Here is an 18,229-nt window from a genome sequence, read left to right as displayed (position 1 = left end):
ATGGCGACTGATCTTGACACTGCCGAGGACGCGACGATCGCATCCGGTGGCCAAACCTGGTTTTTCGCCCCGCACTCGGATGACGCCAGGGGCATCGCCGATATCCATCTGTTCCGCGCCGTTGTTGACGTCGGGCAGCCCCAGCCGACATCCCTGACGATCGCAGCTGACTCCCGATACAAGCTCCGGGTTAACGGCGAGCTTCTGTCCGTGGGCCCCGCCAAGCCCCGCCGCTCCGCCTGGTTTTTCGACGAAGTAGCGATTGGCCATGCGTTGCGACCCGGCCCCAATGCGATCACCATCGAAGTTCTGTCTTACCGCAGCAACGAACACGGCAACTTCTCGGTCCGGCGTCGATCATCCCCGGCGCTCCACGTGACAGGTGTCGCGGGTGACACGGATCTGGCAGCCGTGGATGCATGGCGGGTCACCAGGCTTCCGGTGACCGTTTCACAGGGCCTGTACACGGTTTTCCTTGGCATTCAAGAGGAAACGGAGGGCAACGCTGTCGCTGCGGACTTCCACTACCCCGAAGCAGACGATTCCCACTGGAAGACGCCCCGCGCAGCAGTCGGGCATCCAGGCTTTCCGGCAGCTGCGCCGGCACCCCTGTTCAATCGGCCAACTGCACCCCTGTCCCTGGAGGATGTTAATTTCGTCGGTGTGACCGCCCGCGAAGGTGACCTCGACCCCACTCCGCTGCTGCGCGGTGAGCCACTTGTCATTCCAGCCGGCCGCCGCATCGTTCTCGATTTCGACGCTGGCGTCCTTCTGACCGCACAACTCTCATTTAAGGCACACGGGCCGGAGAACACCCGATTCGAGATACTCGCAGCTGAGTGTTATGAGCTCGAACCAATCTTTGCCCCCTGGGCCCGCAGAAAAGGTGACAGATCCGATTCCCGCAACGGTGACCTCTACGGCGACGCCGACATATACACGTTCGCCGATGCAGGTCAGCATCATTATGAACCGTTTTGGTACCGGACCCTGCGTTACCTGCGAATCACCGTTGAGCCGGCGTCAGCTCCCGTCACTCTCACCCCACCGCGACTGACCCGCATCCAAGCCGACTTCACGGTCACGGGTTCCTTTCACTCCGACCTTCCTCTGGACACACGCCTATGGGAGGTCAGCGAACGGACTCTGCGTGCGTGCATGCACGACACTTTCGAGGACTGCCCCTACTACGAACAACTGCAGTACGCCATGGACACCCGGTCGCAGGCGCTATTCGCCCTGCACCTGGGGCAGGATGACAGAATGGTGCGCCGCGCGATCGAAGATTTCGCCGACTCCGGGGAATTCGACGGGCTCGTAGAAGCCCGGTCACCCTCGGCGGGTGCCCCGCAATACATTCCCGGGTTCGCCCTGTATTGGGTGTTCATGATCGCCGACCATCTCATGCTTCGCGCAGACCGTGCGTTCAGCCGGCGTTTCCTCCCACGAATCGACGCCGTATTCGCTGCATATGAGAGGGCAGTGACGAAGGACGGGTTCGTCGCCTTCACGGGCGAGGAATATTGGAACTTCGTGGACTGGACTTCCCAATGGAACGAGTCCAGGGGAGTGCCCGTCGTGCGTCACGACGGGGCAAGCACAATCCTTACCCTGATGTACTCGGTAGCCCTCACCAACGCGGCGCTCATCGCCCAGGAATGCGATGAGCAGGCCAAGGCGGAGGCGTATGCAGCACGCGCTGCCGAACTGGCAGATGTCGCACTCGAGGGGAGTATCGACCCGGCCACCGGCCTGTATGCAGACGCCCCAGGCGGCCTTCCCGAGAGCGTCCACGCACAGGTGTGGGCAGTCCTGACCGGGCGGCTGACCAAAACGGCGGCCGCTGACCTCCTACGCTTGGCCTTAGATAATCCAGCCCTCGCCGCTTGTTCCTATGCCATGGCCCTCCCGCAAATACAGGCACTCGAGCAAGCAGGTCTCAGCGACCTGGTGGATTGGTCGCCGTGGTCAGAAATGCTCGACCACAACCTCACTACATGGGCAGAAGACACGACCAGTCTCCGCAGCGACTGCCACGCCTGGGGTGCTGTGCCGTTGCTTTACTTCCCCCGCTACGTCCTGGGAGCTGTCCCTCTCGAGCCTGGCTGGTCACGCGTCAGCGTGGCACCACGACTCGGCAACCGCTCCAAAGCCGCCGGTGTTATCCCCACACCCCACGGTGAGCTACAGATCTCCTGCGAACGACGCGGCCAGAAGACCTATGTACAGGTCACGGCCCCGATGGCCATCTCTGTCGAAATACCCTCCGATGCCGTGTCTGGCCACCCTGCCCCGGAGCCAGGCTCGATGCGCCCGATAGCTTTCACACTTGACCGTGGAGCAGAGTAAGAGGACAAACATCAGAGCCAGGTAAGGCACACCTGTAGAAATGGGCTGCTGCATGGGCAAGTCTCGACGATGAGCCTGAGATTTTGCGGCGCTTCGAGCTCCTGGCTCGTTAGTTTTGTTTCAGGTACGTCAGGTCCCGCAGGCAGCCTTTGGCTGGGAGAACGCGCGCCTATACAGCTGTGAAGAGCCTGGCGACAGGGCCCGAAAAGGACTGTTGCTTTGATCAGCTGCTCGCGTTAGGTTCAAGCGAAGCGTTCTACGAGTACGACTTTGGCGACAGCTGGCTACACCGGCTCGAGTTGGTGTCGCGACGGTGCCTAAAGATGGCGTGTCACCGGCTCGGCTGATTGACGGTGCCCGGAACGACCCACTGAAGGACTCGGGAGCATTGCCGGGGTACGAGGAGATCACCGTGTCGGTGACGGTCGAAAACTGAGCCATTGTGACGGCGCGAAATGGCTCAGTTTTCGACCATCGCTGACACACCGAAGCCTGCCGACCCAGACCATCCCGATCACGCCAAACATGTTGCCTGGGTGGCAGGCATGACCCGCTCTGACGCACCGTTTGACTCTGCCTTCGCCCGCCGAGCTGTTCTGACGCACCGGACTTCGGGGAAAAAGCGCTACGACTGACGGTCAGAACAGCACCTTTTCCAGGCTCTCCCTTGCCTGTTTTTAAACGCCGATAATGGAGATTCTGTAAGGCTGAGGTTCGATGGCGGGGGAGTGGCCAGGGTCTCCGGAAGCGAGCGGCGTCGGCTGCAAGAATGGCCTGCATGGAGAACATTTCTACCACCATGGGCCGGACATCGGGGTGGATGCTGGAGGTTCGCGTCGAGCTGGTCGACAGTAACCCAAAAATATGGCGCCAACTGGAGGTCCGCGGCTCATTGAGCCTGGACCGGGTCCACCAGATCCTGCAAACTGCCTTTGGCTGGGAGGACATGCACCTGCACAGGTTCACAGCCGATGACTCGTTCGCGCCGCTGCGGCCGGTGGATGGTCAGATTCCAGAGACGCTGCAATGGCTTCCCCGGCGGGAGTGCGACGAACCGGATGACAGGCCAGAGGAAGACTTGGCCCTTGCGCAGCTGCTGGCGCTGGGCGGTGGCGCGGCCTTTTACGAATACGACTTCGGCGACAGCTGGCTGCACCGGCTTGAGCTGGTGACGCGGCGCCCCGCAGCCGACGGCACTCCGGCGGCCCGCGTGCTCGACGGTGCCCGCCGCGGCCCGCTGGAAGACTCGGGAGGATTCCCGGGGTACGAAGAACTCCTCGAGGCATTGGCCGACCCGGCTCATCCAGACCACACAGAGCACACCGAGTGGGCCGCAGAGACCACCGGCACGGATGAACCATTTGACCCCGTCTTCCTGGACATCCCGGCGTTGAACCAGGCGCTGGCAGCACAGGTGATTAGTGACTGAGATTTTCGCCCGTAGGCTGTGGTTGTGAGGGTAGCGAAATCGGATGTCATCGCCGGGCTGCCGGCCGACTTGGCCCGCGCGATCGTCCGCCGGTTCAGGGGCCGGGAAATGACCGACGTGGGTGTGGCAGACCTCCTCGACGGCACCGGGCATCAACCAGGGACGGTGCTGGCCCAATTGGAAGCTGCCGGATACATGGAGAGGGTCGAGACCGACGCCGCCGGGGACATCTGGTGGGACACGACCATCCAGGGCAACGCTCTGGCGATGGCAAGCTTCGGGAAACCGATCAGCCGGAAAACCGCCGACCGCCTGGTGTCGGAACTGCTGGAGCGGGCACGCGCCTACAACGCCGACCCGGCCAAGCCTCTGTTCATCGACACGTTGCGGGTTTTCGGCAGCTACCTCAACCCTCAGATCGACCCGCTGGGCGACGTCGACCTCGAACTCACCTACGGCAGAAGGATCACCGACCCTACGCTCGTCGCAGCCTATGCCAAAGCAAGCGGCCGGTCGTTCAACACCTACGTGGACCGGCTGCTGTGGCCGTATACGGAGCTGGTCCAGCACCTGAAGAACCGGTCGGCGTTCATCAGCATCACGACCGAGAACATTGCCTTGCTCACCGACCACTCAGAAATCATCTACAGCATCGACACCGACCCGGCAGCCGCGCCGCCGCCGGCCGACAGAACCCTCACCGGCCGCTAAAACCGGGCATTTTTAGGCCTCTCCCCCAGCAATTTTAAAGAGCCGATATCGGATCTTACGTAAAGCTGGAGCTGGGAAGGGGCAGAGGCGGGCCCTCCCCGGGCTCAGGAAAAGTTGTGTATTGCCCCGGCCCAGCGCGGACCGGAGACGGCCCGGCGGACCGCACGGGCGCGCCCATGGAAATCGATTTTGGGAACCCGTTGGGAGCCCGCCGGAGCAGGCGGGTCATTGTAGGCTCGATGTCCGATAGCGCTGAGGGTCGTACAGGAATCGGTAATCAGTCCCATGCCGGCGTACTCGCGGACGGCGGCGATCCCTGCCACGGCGTCGGTCTTGGTCGTGAAGGGTCTGGATACGGCCATTACGGTGCCGTCCGGTGCTGTCAGACGGAACCTGAAAGCTGATTGTGCGTCGATAAACAGTTCGAACATTCCTGCCATTGCGATCCTTTCGGTCTGCGGGACCTCGTGGCTGCACCTTCGCAGCCGGCGGGCGCCAAGCATCGTTGCCAGCGCTTTTCGTGGTGTATCCCGCTCCAAATTTTTCATCAACTCAGCATGCGTCCCCCGAGTCTTGCCCAGGGACGCCCGCGGACGCAAGCCTCGCGTGGCATCCAGGGCGAATTGATGTCCTGCTCTCGGTCCCATTCCAGGGGGCGGCTTCCCCGCATTCTAGGCGTGGGCAGCTGGCATGGAACCAAGCCGGGCCTCCGCTTGCTCCAGCAGCATGGGGGAAGCGGCAGTCAGAGCCTCTACGTCGCACTGCAGGGCCGTTGCATGTACCCGCGCGGACGTGAAATTCCTGGCCCCGACCAGTGGCAGGATGATCGCGCAGCGCTCGGCAATGTGCTTTGCGCCAGCCATGGACGATGCAGTGTGCAAACTACGGACAGCATTAGCTGAGCCCGCGGGGTCCTCCTCGGCCAGAGTGGCGAGGATCCGGGACACTCGAGCCTGCTGCAGGCTGAAAAAGTCGCTGAGGAATTGCAGGGCCAGGGCAGGGCCCTGCGTATCCTCGGCAATGTTCCACAGGCTTTGCAGGTCGAGAGCCGACATATCGCCGGTGACACCCGGCAACGAAGCGGCCGAGTCAGCGTCCCGTGGGCCCATCGCCTCAGCAGCTCCGGGTCGTTCTAAACGCAATATATTGACGGTGGTTCTCAAACGGATCCTCAAAGATTACGAGCGCCGCCAACGGAACCCGAGCCCCGTTACTGGCCAGGCGCTCTGCATGACCTGACCAAGACACTCTTCCTGAAAAGGATCAAGCGGGTGCTTCCTGCGGATCAAGATTTCCTCAAGATGCACGCCTGAAAATGAGTCTCCACTGCCAATTTGTTGGAGCGAAGCTTTTGATGAATCATAGGTTTCGGCGGAGGATGCGCCGCGCGGAAAGTGTTGTTTTCCAAACCCAGCCGGGATCCCATCCCGCCCGTCTTTCATCACAAACTGTTAGGTCGCCAGCTACCGCCGCGGCCCAACGAAGCCGCCTCCGCAGAGCCTGAAACCAAGCAGGCAAGCCGAGCACGCATTCATCGGCTCCAAGCTGACCCAGGGGCCCACAAGCCCCCTGAGGGCGGCGAGATGGCACACCAAACAGCACAACCAAAATCTGTTGCAGCGCGCCCGTCGGCGGCTCCCAGGGTTTTGAAGATCCACCACTCTTCCGGCAACCAGCCCAGCCAAAAGCTTTGCCGCCACTCTTACATTGGACAAAGGAGACCAACAATGTTCACCCACGACACCATCATCATCGAAGCCCACGACCGCGCATCCAGAGATCTGCAGCTTGAAGAAGCCACCCGCCTGCTCAGCGAGAAGGCAACGGACCGCGGCATACTAATCACCCGACACAGCTTCAGGTCATTCACTGCCACCCTAAGCACCGGCGTTGAATACGGACTCATCCAGGAATTGGATCTGCTCTAAAAGCCCTGCCCCTCCCCGAACGGCTCACTGCCGGCAGTGAGTCACCAGCAGTGGCAGGGGTCAGGGAACGACGAAAAGTCCTCGGCGTCGGGAAGGTTGCGGGAGCCGTCCCGAGGTTGTCAGCCTTCGCACTCGATGCAGTAAGGCTGGCCGTTGCGTTCGACGGCGAGCTGGGACCGGTGCCGGACGAGGAAGCAGGATGCGCAGGTGAACTCGTCCTTGCCCTGCGGGATGACCTGGACGATGAGTTCCTCGGAGACGATTTCCCCGCCGGGCGTCAGCCCTTCGTCGTCGGCCACGTCCAGTTCGGTGACGACGCTGCGGGCATCAGGAGCGCTGGCCGACTTCAACGCCTCGAGGGACCGGTCCTGGGATTCCTTGACGTCGGAACGGACTTCGTCGTAATCGGTAGCCACGGTAGGCGGTGCTCATTTCAGTCTTTGACCGGGTCTTTCCCGACCAGAGAGCAACGTACACCATGGCAGGGTTGTTCCCCTGCCGGACGTGCGTTCCTTGGCAATTAGTCGTCAGGCGGTTTTGGACAGACCCGTGTCTTGACCTCTGCGCTGGTGGGGTCGACACTCGTTCTCACACCGCGAGGATTGGAGGCCGTCGTGAATGGTCAGCGCATCGGCTACGTGCGGGTGAGCACCGTGGACCAAAATGAGCTGCGCCAGCTTGATGGCCAGGTCCTGGACCGGACGTTCACCGACAAGGCCTCCGGCCGGGACACCGCAAGGCCGCAGCTGACCGAGTTGCTGCGGTTCGTCCGCGACGGGGACACCGTGGTCGTGCACAGCATGGACCGGCTCGCCCGCAACCTCGATGACCTTCGCGCCCTGGTCCAAGGGCTCACCCGGCGCGGGGTCCGGGTGGAGTTCCTCAAAGAACAGCTCGTCTTCACCGGCGAGGACTCCCCCATGGCCAACCTCATGCTCTCCGTCATGGGCGCCTTCGCCGAATTCGAACGCTCACTGATCAGGGAACGCCAGCGCGAAGGCATCGCGCTGGCCAGACAACGCGGCGCCTACAAAGGACGGAAAAAGACTCTGACACCCGAGCGTGCGGCCGAACTGGTCCAGCGAGCCGGCACCGGCATCCCTAAAGTCGTACTGGCCCGCGATTACGGAATCAGCAGGGAAACGGTCTACCAGTACCTCCGCCAAGCGGCGCTGAAGTAAACCCCTCCCCTGCCCGGCGCTCCCACACAACCCCAAGGTTCACCCTGCAGTGTTGTCCACGGAACTCCGGCCAACCGCTATTTGGCCGGAGTTTCGCCAATTCCAGTGCCTTCGGCCGGCGCCGGCATCGCCTGCCCACTGTCACTGAGGGGTCAGCGTGCGAACGGCGGAACGGAGCATACTGAGCTCTAGCGCTCCCCACTCCCCCGGCCCTACAGAACGTCCATTATCGGCACTTTGGCCCCGCATGTAGAAGTGGCCCAAATTAGGAGTCCGCCCTCTGCCTCATCACCTGAAGCACGGCGAAATTTGGAAGCACAGTGCTCTGCTGCTGGCAACGAGCGCGTACGTGATGGCTTGGCCGCGTAGTGTTTGATTGCGGATACATGACGGTTGGTCCAGGTGAAGAGTTAGGAGGCGCGGCTGTGGCAGGAGCAGCGACGCACCCGGAGGTGAACGGCTCCGGCTCGAACCCGCCCCAGCGGCGGATGACTATTAAAGAAGTCGCACAAATGGCAGGCGTTTCATACGGAACCGTCTCCCGAGTTCTTAACGGCCATCCCGAAGTCAACGAGTCTACCCGGCAGCGGGTATTGCAGATCATTAAGGATGTTGGGTATCGCCGCAATAGGGCCGCTACCACTCTTGTGACCAGTCGCTCGACATCCATCGGCATCGTAACCGATGGGTCCCCGCGTTTTGGGCCGGTCGGAACGCTTCTGGCGCTGGAGAACGTAGCCAGGGAAAAGGGATACTCAACCACTGTAGCTTCCGTCCGACCCCCGTACGAGGAATCGATCCCAAACGCGCTCAACACCTTGGAAGACCTCGGAGTCGACGGCATAATTGTCATCGCGCCGCTGGTGTCCATGGCTGCTGCCGTTTGGCGCGCAACACGTCGGGTGCCTCTTGAAATGGTGGCAGCGGGTGTTTCTTCCACTCCTGATGTCTTCACTTACTCTGAAAATCAAGAACTCGGGGCCCGGCTGGCAACTCAGCACCTCATTGACCTCGGACACACAGACATCGCCCACATCGCAGGTTCCATGGAGTGGTTTGACGGGCGCGTGCGAAAGCGCGGGTGGGAAGCAGCGCTCAAGGACGCCGGCCGAACTGCACAGGCAAGACTTGCCACTGCTGGGATACGCACTGGGCGAGAGTCCGCTCAATTCCGTTTTCTCTCCTCGGGAAATCTTGTGCAAACCTCTTCAATTGCACGGAGTACGTAAAAACCCTGTGCAGAAATTACATAAAAAGGACAAGCCTATCTTGTGAGGGACGCCCTAGTGTTGATGAGAAATTACCCGATCTGACCGTTCTGAGCCCTACCTATTAGGGTGGGCTTGTGACTGAGCAATCGTAAAGAAACGAAGAGAGCTATAACATTGAAACCCTCCGACGTAATGACCTCCCGTACCGCTGACACGCGTGTTCCAATCATCTCGGAGCTGTCTCAGCGTTGGAGCCCTCGGTCCTTCGATCCGGACGTTAGCATCACCGATGCTCAGCTTGACGCGCTTCTTGAGGCTGCGCGCTGGGCTCCCTCGGCGAGCAACAATCAACCCCGCCGTTTCATCGTGACTCGCCGAAATACACCGGAATTCGACACTATCGTCTCTGCCCTTGCTGGTTTAAACGCTTCATGGGCGCACACCGCGTCGGCGCTGGTGGTGGGCATCGCGGAGACGTCCTCGCCGGAAGGGGATGGGCGACCGTACGCAGAGTACGACCTTGGCCAGTCGTTGGCTCACTTTAGTGTGCAGGCGCAGGCAGACGGCCTTTACACCCACCAGATGGCGGGCGTCGATTGGAACAAGCTCACGAAAGCCTTCAATCTTGCTGAAAATCTTAAGCCCATGACCGTCACTGCCGTGGGCACGGTTGCAAGCGCGGATCGCCTCTCCGAGATTCTGGAGCAACGAGAGACAGCCCCACGAAAGCGCCTTCCACTCGACGAGCTTGTATTACTACGCAGTTAAACCCTACAGCGCACAAAAGAAACTTGCCCTAATCAAACAGCGCGGCGCCTACAAAGGGTGGAAAAAGCCGCCTGCGCCAGACCAAGGTGGAGGGAACCAACCTCCCCTGCCTGCGCCGTCGACGTGCAGGACATGGGTTCAGACGAGTTGGATACCTCATAAGTGTGGCTGGCCGCACGAAATCGCTGTATGAGCACGTTGCCCAGTGCAGTGCCGGTGTCAGCGACCCTTTCGCGGTCGGCAGCCGGTCACCTGCGAGGGCAGGAGCGTGTGCAGTCTCCCCTGCCATCACAGCCGTGGCGGGATCGCCGGGGCCGGCAGCAATCGCATGGTAACGGGGCCCGTCCTCGGTACATGCGGTCACCTGGGAGTGGGACCAGCCCGCGCTGCGCTGGTGCTCCGACCCCCACCTAGTACCGGAAGGCAGCGGTCGAGCACCCCCGGGTCGGCGTGTACACCATTGCGCCGGTGGATGCCCGAAGCCCGAGTGCCATTGCCCTGGCGATGCCGCTCCCGCCGCTCCGGGGGCCATCCCCATCACCTCGCCGTACTGAAGAATGCGGCCATAGGCCAGCGCTGCAAGGCGTTGCTCCGGCGCACCATAAGAGAGCGTGGACCTACGGAACGTGGTAGTGAGCCCAGTGCCCCTACTTCATGGGCGGGGCAATGAATTCCACCGCCGTGCGCGAGAGCATTCTCGTTCAGAGCGGGGGCCCCTTGCCTGGAGACATGCCGGCTTTCTTGCTGCTCAACCAACTGATCTAGCGGACCACGGCCCGTCCAACGGACATCGCAGACGCCATCGGCACGGGCCGGTTTAACGTGAGCAGAGTTGTTCGGCGGCTTGAAGTGGCCTGTCTGGTGGGACGGATGCCCGACCCGAAGGACGGAAGACAGAGCGTAGTGTGGCTGCCCCCGCCCGGACGAGAAGCCGCCGAAGCGCATCGTCGAAGTCTCGAGAGGCCTAGGAGGTAATCTTCCAGAACTGGAGCGAATCAAACTTCAACAACTCGAAACTCTCGTTGTCTGGCTCGTGGCGAGCATCCATGACCGCCTTGGCCATGCGATTGAACGCGCTTCCGGTGTCCAAATCCGGAGGCCTTCTCTTGTATAACCGAATCCATAAGTCCTAAGACTTAGCTCAAGGTCCCGGGCTTCGCCCGGCTAAGGCACACCCCAACCTGACGTGGAAAGCGCCTGACAAGGCGAAACACACACGCGTACGTTGGACGGGGGCTTCCCATTCGTTCTTAACGCCTCCTCTGAGGCGCACGCGGGCATAGCTCCTCACGGCCCCAAATTTATCCCGTCTAGCCCCAACTTCTTTGCGTACTTCGACTACTCCCGGGTTTCACCCGCTTAGCCTCTTCCCTTCCGACCGTCCGGCGGTGATCTGAGAACATCATGATCTACTGTCAGTAAATCTGAACTTCGCCTTGAGCCTTTCAGTCGGATAGGGCGGCTCTAAGAATTCTCCCTATTTTGTCTCGCAGGAACCTCTGTCCTTTGGCGCTGGGATGCTCGCCGTCTGGTCCGAGCAGCACACTGGCGCGGCCACCGAGCCAGTGCTCCGCTATGGGATCAAAGAATTTCACCCCTTTATCGCGCACGGCAGAAGCGTCAGAACGGCACACGGCGGCCAACACCTGATCCAGCCCCTCGCTCCCGGTCAACGGACCGATCGCGACGAGACTGGCCTGGGGAGCCAGCGACGACGCGGCGTCGAACGTTGACGCTACCGCCGCCTTGAGCTCCTCAGGATCTGTCCCCGCGTCGTTGTCTGACCCGAAAAACAAGATCACATCGGTTGAAGGTGTGACTGCCGCCTGGACTTCCCCGTGGAAAGTGTCGCCATCAACACCCGTGGCTATGTAGCCGCTGCCGTTCTCGGCAGCATTAGTGATCTCAACCGCACGCTTGTCGAAACCGGGTGCCGACTTAAGGAGTTCTGGCCAAGCCTGTTGTGGGGATGTCCCCAACCCGGTACTCAGCGAGTCTCCAATCACGACAACCCTGGCTATGTCCATTGACATCGTTTCGTGCACAGGCCAGTCGACGCCGGCAGGGGCGCATGCGCTCATAGCAACCAGCAGCGCCGCTCCGGCTGCCGTCTTACTGTTCAGGGACGATTGCTCCATCTACTGCTCCAACAATTTTAGTACGACGCAGGTGAACCCTTCGCTGGCCCGAGGGAGCAAGCCCACGGTGGCTGAGGCATCCAAGGGACCCATCACTCTCTTCCACCTTTACAAAAGGGCAAACTATCGGCGCTTCAGTTCAACTGGAGAGAGCACCTCGAAGAGGTCGTGCTCAGGCATCACGGCAGGGCTAATCTGATGCTTGCATCTGGGTGATCAGCCCCTGTTCGAAGCCGTGATGTCCAGGAAACCAGAGTCGAAAAGGTTTAATCCGAAAGGGTTATGTCTGTCACCCATTGCTAGTGTTCGGCGTAGCTCAGGACCATCACGTAAAAGCTGGCGAGATTAGAAACGGAAAGGGTGCTCGTTAGCTCGGCAAATTATGGTTTGGATAACCACTACGTCGCGGCTTCGAGCACCCTCCTCGTTTCTAACATGCGATTAAGAACGGCGCCTCACTTAGAGCCGAGGCTAGTCCACGCCCTATGCAGAACTGGTCACGACAACCATGGAATGCCCCTTACGAATTTTTCGAGCGATGCTCCCGTGGAAGAGGCGCATCCTGCGCGTCGTGCATCAACCATGCGGCACATGCAAGTAACTTCACCCTCGGTCAGCTTGATTCGGCAGCCGCCGGCCTTGTGGTTGTTTCACCTTTTGCCTTGCCCTCGAACGACGGGTCTTCTTCGTCTGGGTGAGTCGGCACCCATTCCCGGAGCACCAGCTTCACACCATCCTGGAACTTCTTCCTGATGACGTAGGTGATAGGCCCGAAAGAAAGCAGGATTAAAGCGATGAAGATCGAGCTGGCGTCCCCGTAACCCCCCAGATCCGGGTTAAGGAAGCCGACCAAGGCTATGACAGCATCAACTATCGCAAGGACCGCGGCAATACCCACCCAGTAAGATCGCAACTTGAACGGCCTCGGCCAGTCTGGGCGGTCCTTGCGCAGCAACACGAACCCGGCGACTGCGAATGTTGTGCACACGAGGTATCCGAAGTTGCTGGCGAATAGTACCGCCAGTGTTGACCCAAGGAAGAACACCATCGCAACATTGACCACCATGTCCAGTGTCATCTGGCGCACGGGCATGCCACTTCGCTTGCCAAGATGGTCCAGCTGTTTGAGCGTCATGCCCTCGCGTGCGAGTCCGAAGAGGGCTCGTCCCGCGCCACCACTGGAGGCTGTCATCGAGGCAAACATTGATGCACAGACAACTAGAGTGACGAACCCCGAGGCTGGCCCGACTAAGTGCTGGAAAGCCAACACTGCGTAGCCAATGGGATCATTGGCTATAGCGTTCTCGCCGAGCGTGCCGGCTGCACCGATAGGCACCAAGATATAAATAGCAACCATTGTGAACCCGTTGAACGAAGTCGCCTTGGGCACGTCCCGCTTCGTATCACCGAACTCCGGGGCGAAAGTCGCAATAATTTCGGTACCGTATACGCTCCAGGCTGCCAAGTACATCAAAGCTATAGCGAGCTTCCAGCCGCCCCATGCCCCCGAGAAATGGAACGTGAAGCTCTCCGCGCTCCATTGTCCTGTTATGAATGGCATAACCACGAATACGAGCAGGACAAACACAACTCCGATGTTGAGGATCCACAAAACACGAACTGTTGGCTTGACCCCTAACACATTTAGCATCCACACCAAAATGATTGCGCCTGCTGCAATAAAATGCTGAGTACCAATATCTACACCAAAGATTGTAAAAAAGATTCCCGTATCCGGAAACCACTGTGCTTTCACAAGATTGCCAAAGGTCAAACCGACCGCCGAGAGCGCGAGTGACCAAGCCATCCAGTATCCGTAGACACAGAACGGACCAATTGGTGCAAAATACTTCCGCCAGGCCTCGTGGGCGAACACGCCAATGCCGCCAGTCTTGTTGGGAAACATTAGCGCCATTTCAGTGAACAGCATGACCTGGAGTAGTCCGATCAACGCGGCACTTACCCATACAGCGATCATGCCCCACAGGCCTACCGTACCCATTGTGTATCCGACAGAGGTGAAAATACCCGTCGTCATAACCCCGATCGTCAGGGCGAAGCCATCGGTCCATTTCAGCCGCTTTCGCATTATGTTCTTGGCACTAGCTGCGCTTTCTGCCATAGTTCACCATTCTCCTTTTCCTTAATGGATCTGAAGACGCCCGTGCTGCGCCGTCTTGAGTGACACGGATAACTATGGGGCCCGGCAGACCGTTCACGATTGTCGTGAATTGATAAAAATGCCGCGCACCTTGTGTCGCTACGTCTAACGCTTCGAGTGCGTTCCTTGGCGAGTAACAATTGCATGCTCTGGCCGGAACGGCGAAGCACGCAGACCGTACATGGCTGCCAGTGTGGAAACCTACGGCTTGGACCCTGATCTTTAGCATTGTGGTGCGGCCCGGCGAGGCCGTCCTTTGTAAAGTAGTTTCGGGTGTAGGTGGGAATGATTGTATAGACGACGGCAGTATCGTTGGCCGCTGCGCAACCGTACGTGCGTACAAAAAGCAATGACCTCTCAGTCATTGACTGCATGGCCTTGGGGGTCACAGGCACGCTAAATTCGGTTAAGAATTGGCTTTTTTGACGATCGCCTTCCCGTCGCCATGGCTCCGGACTGTTCAGTGGCAGCCAACGGCGGTGCCCCACATAGGAGTTTGTATGGATTGCAGTGGTTCCGAGAACCCCGCTCCCGGTTCGAATGAGGCCATGAAAGCGTACTCGTTCCCTCACATATCATCGCTTGCATTCTTTTCCATGTGGGCGGATGCAGCTGCCGCGTTAGTAGACGCACGGCCGACGATGGGTATTGACGTTGGACCTCGGGATAACTGTGGAGTCCCTTTTCCCAAGGCGCACGAGAAGGGCGAAGAGCTCTTGGCCGCCGACTGGGCCCAGCTGGAGGAAGGTCACTATGTAATCGTTCAGCGGGACAGTGAGCCGGCGGTCTCCGGGGAAGTGGATGTCGTTACACAAGATGCATCGGTCTTCTGGGTCTGGCTTGACGGCGGCCGCGGACGCATAGCCGTCTACGGCGATGAGGGTTTCCGGGTATGGCTGCCACAAGGTTATCGTCTATGAATTTCCTGGAACCGACTGGCAAGATCGGAAAGGCCGTGACCTGGCTAAAGAGCTTGAAAAGGAAAGCACGGAATGAACTACCGAGCAAGGATCCCCGATTGGGTGACACCAGCAATTCCAGCGCCGCCCCTCCCTGCGGGCGTGACAACTGGACGGCACGGCTTTGATGTCATCTTTTACGATCCACTCTCTGCCGTAAGCGGGGGCCAAAGGTGGGATGGCAGATTGAGTTCGGCGCGCGGAGGTTCCGATTCACCTAGGAAACAGAGGAATGTCGGGGCCACGCGGCCCGGCAAGATCAGTGCTTTGAAGGCTGTAGAAGGTGAACTGGCAATCCTGTTGTTGCGAAAGCGAAACGCGGAGTCGTGTTCCCGATTAACCACAAAGGTCAAGCCCAGTTCGTCTCCCTTGATCGGTCCTGGCCAGGGTTGTCGCGGCCTCCTAGGATACGTTCGTTTGGAGAGCGATACCAAGTAAGCCGGACCAACTTAGCGGCGGGATGAGCGGACCTTCGCCATGCCGGAGGTGAGGAGCGCCACGACGCTGGAATTGATCCTCTTCGTGTCTCACGAATACAACCGTTCCATTCTCGATAGCCCTTAAAAACGCTATCGACTGTGGTTCTCGTCGTTGGGGGAAGAATTCATTCGCCCGTAAACCCACGGGAATCATCGGGACCTCTCCCGGAAGCATCGGCACAGCAGTGATGCAGTCGTCCTTCCGCAGCATCCTGGACGCATCCCAACTGAATTCGCCTGAAGCGTACGTTCATATGACATCGAAGTATTTGAGGAACGGGGCGAAGTCAAGGATGAACGCACGGCGAAGTTCCTACGCCACTACATGGACGAGTCCGGCGCCTTCGTCGCCCGAGTCCTGGCGGCAAACACAGCCGGGCACATCGGCGATACGGAGCCGGATCGGGACAAGCTATCCCGCTAAAAAACGACATACCGCAGGAATGTGTGTAGGTTTTGGTGCTTCTTGCTTTGGAGTTTCCTTGTGAGCACCGATCGCCAGGTTGGCCGCACTAACGCCTAACTGAGCAAGTATGTATGTCAATGGCCATTAGTTTCTGCCCACGGGCGGCCATTTAAAGTGCCCGCCGGTGGCCAGTAAAACTGCCCGGTGATGGCCAACAGATCTGCCCACTGAAGGTTCTCGGCGGGGTTGGCCATTGTCGGGTGGTGTTAGTTCAGTTGGGTGACTCCTTTTCCGGCGAGGGCCTGGGTGAGGCGGATCGAGTCGCCGCTGGTTTGGCAGACGTGGGCGTGGTGCAGGAGCCGGTCAACGGTGGCGGTGGCGAGGGTTTTGGGCATGAGTTCGTCGAACCCGGCGGGGTGCAGGTTCGAGGAGATCGCGACGGAGCGTTTTTCGTAGGCTGCGTCCACGACCCTGTAGAGGCCTTCGGCGGCGTCGGTGGCCACCGGCAGGAGCCCGATGTCATCGATTACGACGAGTTCGGCGCGCAGTATCCGGGCGACGGCTTTGGTGACGCTGTCGTCGGTGCGGTGTGCGCGGATGAGGGCGCCGAGGTCTTCGAGTCTGAACCAGGCCACGCGCATGCCTGCTTCGACGGCTTGCTGGCCGAGGGCTTCGAGGAAGAACGTTTTCCCGGTGCCGGAGGGCCCGCAGACGACCAGGTTCTCGCGTCGGGTGATCCATTCCAGCGTCCGGAGCGCTTGCTGGGTCGGCGCCGGGATCGACGAGGCCGCGGGGTCCCAGGCGTCGAAGGTTTTGCCGGTCGGGAAGCCTGCCGCCTTGCGTCGGGTGGCGAGCATGGACCGGGCCCGGCCTGCGGCTTCTTCGGTGAACAGTGCCTTGATGATCTCGGTTGGTTCCCAGCGCTGGGCGCGGGCGGTCGCGATGAGTTCCGGTGCCAGTGCCCGGGCGTGGGGCATTTTCAGTTGCCGCATCAGTGCTTCGAGGTCGGCCGGCAGGGCCGGGGCGGTGGTGTTCGTGGTGGTGACCGGGCTCATCGGCTCTGCTCCTTTGCGGGGGCGCTGGACGGCTCGGCGCCGAGGCCTGCCCAGGCGCTGGTGCCTTGGGTGAGGGACCTGGTTTCGTTAGCGGCGTGGGTGGTGGTGCGGCGGATGTTCGCGTTCAGGATGGAGGGCAGGTCGCCGTGGGCGAACCGGCCGTGCAGCGCGGCGTCTCCCAGGGCACGGTCCACGGACTCGGTCCCGGCGATCTTGGCCAGGGTCACGGCCTCGGCCATTTTCATGTTCATCCGGCCTGTTCCTGCAGCCGCGGCTTCCACGAGCCAGGTCTTGGCGCCGGCGCCGATGGCCAGGAACTCGGCTTCACCGGCGGTGCGTGCCTTCACGGCGTAGTCGCCCGGGGTTCTGGTACTGGTCCCTGGGAAGTGCTCCTCGATGACCGCGGGACTGCCGGGCCTTGCCCGGCCGTGGCGGGCGACTTCGACCGGGCCGGTCGGGCCGTGGTGGACGATGATGACCTGTTCGTCAGGGCCGGTGCCGTGGGAGCGGACGAACACCTTCGCGCCGAGCAAATGCGACGGCACCGAGTACTGGGCGTTCTCGAAGGAGACCATCGGGGTGTTCTCCGGGACTATACGGGCCAGCCCGAACGCGACCGTGTGCGCGGTCTCCGGGATCCGGTGCAGCCGGGCCGCTTCCTCCGCCAAAACCATTGCGGGTTTACGTCGGGTGGCCCGGTGTTCGCGGTTGTTGACCTCGTCCATGAACGCCTCGCAGGCGGCCTCCAGCTCGGCAAAGGAAGCGTAACCGGGCCTCAGGTTCGTGTCGGTGGGCACGAGGTCGGCTTTGGCCAGTTTCACCGACGCTTCGACTCCGCCTTTCGTTGCAGGGTCCGCGGGCTGGCAGGTCAGCACGGTGACCCCGTAGTGCCGGGCGAAGTCCAGGGTCTGCTGGTTCCGCACCGGAACCCCTGCGACATGGGCCGTTGTCACGGTTTTCTCGTTATCGGTCAGGACATACGTTGGTGCCCCGCCCAGGATCCGGAAGCACCGGTCGAGGGCTGCGAACACGCTCGGCGCGGTCCGGTCCCGCAACGGGATCACGATCCGGAACCTTGAGAACGCCAGCCAGGCAACGAACAGAATGGTTTTTACGCCGCCGATCCGTGGCCCGTCGCCGAAGTCGTACTGCAGCCACATCCCAGGCTCGGTGATCCACGGCCGGTGCACACGGGTGTGTCCGAGCCGCCACGCGGCCTTGACCTGCGCGATCGCCCGGCGCGTAGACCGCTCGGACCCCTCATAGCCTAGGGCGAGCAGCTTTTCGTGGGCCTTGTCGGCGCGGATCCGGCCCTTGGACGCCTCTACCCATTCCTCGATCTTAGGCAGGTAAGCGTCCGTGACCCTGGGCCGGGGCGCCGGTTCTGCAATTGGCCGGCCGGCGTCCCGCGCGGCGACGTGCCTGGCTACAGTGTGGTGCGAGCAGCCCGTGAG

14 protein-coding genes and 2 pseudogenes are annotated in these 18,229 nt (G+C 60.8%); 9 read left to right on the top strand and 7 right to left on the bottom strand.

From position 1 onward, the window contains the following. The 3 genes from ACTJK0_RS17730 to ACTJK0_RS17720 all read left to right on the top strand — a co-directional run bounded on the left by ACTJK0_RS17730 (nucleotide 1) and on the right by ACTJK0_RS17720 (nucleotide 4,489). Nucleotides 1-2,349 (top strand): alpha-L-rhamnosidase-related protein, encoded by a 2,349-nt coding sequence (locus ACTJK0_RS17730; RefSeq protein WP_440746076.1) that lies wholly within the window; start codon nucleotides 1-3, stop codon nucleotides 2,347-2,349. A 778-nt stretch (nucleotides 2,350-3,127) separates the two neighbouring features. After that, nucleotides 3,128-3,778 (top strand): plasmid pRiA4b ORF-3 family protein, encoded by a 651-nt coding sequence (locus ACTJK0_RS17725; RefSeq protein WP_223995458.1) that lies wholly within the window; start codon nucleotides 3,128-3,130, stop codon nucleotides 3,776-3,778. 24 nt (nucleotides 3,779-3,802) lie between these two features. Further along, nucleotides 3,803-4,489 (top strand): hypothetical protein, encoded by a 687-nt coding sequence (locus tag ACTJK0_RS17720; protein WP_223995460.1) that lies wholly within the window; start codon nucleotides 3,803-3,805, stop codon nucleotides 4,487-4,489. Between the two features lie 104 nt (nucleotides 4,490-4,593). On the opposite strand, the gene ACTJK0_RS17715 is transcribed toward ACTJK0_RS17720, so the two are convergent. Continuing rightward, nucleotides 4,594-4,929, bottom strand: a complete 336-nt coding sequence (locus tag ACTJK0_RS17715) for a YegP family protein (RefSeq protein WP_159630067.1) — start codon at nucleotides 4,927-4,929, stop codon at nucleotides 4,594-4,596. 231 nt (nucleotides 4,930-5,160) lie between these two features. Beyond that, entirely contained in the window at nucleotides 5,161-5,652 is a 492-nt protein-coding gene (locus ACTJK0_RS17710; protein WP_159630065.1) for an Hpt domain-containing protein, read from the bottom strand. A gap of 564 nt (nucleotides 5,653-6,216) precedes the next feature. Here ACTJK0_RS17710 and ACTJK0_RS17705 point away from each other — a divergent pair. Further along, a complete protein-coding gene (locus tag ACTJK0_RS17705; protein WP_159630063.1) occupies nucleotides 6,217-6,417 on the top strand; it encodes a hypothetical protein in 201 nt (66 codons plus the stop codon). A 119-nt stretch (nucleotides 6,418-6,536) separates the two neighbouring features. Here ACTJK0_RS17705 and ACTJK0_RS17700 read toward each other — a convergent pair whose 3' ends face one another. Next, nucleotides 6,537-6,833, bottom strand: coding sequence for a DUF4193 domain-containing protein (locus ACTJK0_RS17700; protein ID WP_159630061.1), 297 nt, complete (start codon nucleotides 6,831-6,833; stop codon nucleotides 6,537-6,539). Between the two features lie 198 nt (nucleotides 6,834-7,031). Here ACTJK0_RS17700 and ACTJK0_RS17695 point away from each other — a divergent pair, with 198 nt between their 5' ends. From ACTJK0_RS17695 to ACTJK0_RS17680, 4 genes and pseudogenes are all read left to right on the top strand, one after another. Then, entirely contained in the window at nucleotides 7,032-7,598 is a 567-nt protein-coding gene (locus ACTJK0_RS17695) for a recombinase family protein (RefSeq protein WP_159630059.1), read from the top strand. A 425-nt stretch (nucleotides 7,599-8,023) separates the two neighbouring features. Continuing rightward, on the top strand, nucleotides 8,024-8,827 hold the full coding sequence (locus tag ACTJK0_RS17690; RefSeq protein WP_223917533.1) for a LacI family DNA-binding transcriptional regulator: 804 nt from the start codon (nucleotides 8,024-8,026) through the stop codon (nucleotides 8,825-8,827). Nucleotides 8,828-9,001: 174 nt separating this feature from the next. Continuing rightward, the gene (locus tag ACTJK0_RS17685) at nucleotides 9,002-9,577 is read left to right on the top strand and encodes a nitroreductase family protein (RefSeq protein WP_159630057.1); all 576 of its coding nucleotides are present in this window, start codon (nucleotides 9,002-9,004) and stop codon (nucleotides 9,575-9,577) included. Nucleotides 9,578-10,363: 786 nt separating this feature from the next. Continuing rightward, nucleotides 10,364-10,552: pseudogene (locus ACTJK0_RS17680) on the top strand (hypothetical protein); the annotation flags it as partial. Nucleotides 10,553-11,022: 470 nt separating this feature from the next. Here ACTJK0_RS17680 and ACTJK0_RS17675 read toward each other — a convergent pair. Together ACTJK0_RS17675 and ACTJK0_RS17670 are read right to left on the bottom strand one after the other, a co-directional pair. Continuing rightward, nucleotides 11,023-11,715, bottom strand: a complete 693-nt coding sequence (locus ACTJK0_RS17675) for an SGNH/GDSL hydrolase family protein (RefSeq protein ID WP_159630055.1) — start codon at nucleotides 11,713-11,715, stop codon at nucleotides 11,023-11,025. 613 nt (nucleotides 11,716-12,328) lie between these two features. After that, nucleotides 12,329-13,837 (bottom strand): APC family permease, encoded by a 1,509-nt coding sequence (locus ACTJK0_RS17670; RefSeq protein WP_159630053.1) that lies wholly within the window; start codon nucleotides 13,835-13,837, stop codon nucleotides 12,329-12,331. A gap of 1,511 nt (nucleotides 13,838-15,348) precedes the next feature. Between ACTJK0_RS17670 and ACTJK0_RS17665 the strand changes: the two are divergent. Beyond that, nucleotides 15,349-15,738 (top strand): annotated as a pseudogene (locus tag ACTJK0_RS17665) (NADPH-dependent FMN reductase); the annotation flags it as partial. Nucleotides 15,739-15,986: 248 nt separating this feature from the next. Here the strand turns inward: ACTJK0_RS17665 and istB are convergent. Together istB and istA are read right to left on the bottom strand one after the other, a co-directional pair. Further along, on the bottom strand, nucleotides 15,987-16,775 hold the full coding sequence (gene istB, locus ACTJK0_RS17660) for an IS21-like element helper ATPase IstB (RefSeq protein ID WP_440746075.1): 789 nt from the start codon (nucleotides 16,773-16,775) through the stop codon (nucleotides 15,987-15,989). Beyond that, the coding region (istA, locus tag ACTJK0_RS17655; RefSeq protein WP_440746074.1) for an IS21 family transposase at nucleotides 16,772-18,229 on the bottom strand (1,458 nt) is incomplete at its 5' end. The genes istB and istA, both read right to left, overlap by 4 nt.

The organism is Paenarthrobacter sp. 22069, assembly GCF_052046035.1.
Classification (GTDB): domain Bacteria; phylum Actinomycetota; class Actinomycetes; order Actinomycetales; family Micrococcaceae; genus Arthrobacter.
The sequence above is the reverse complement of the archived record's forward strand: the minus strand, read 5'-3'. Positions and strand labels throughout refer to the sequence as shown.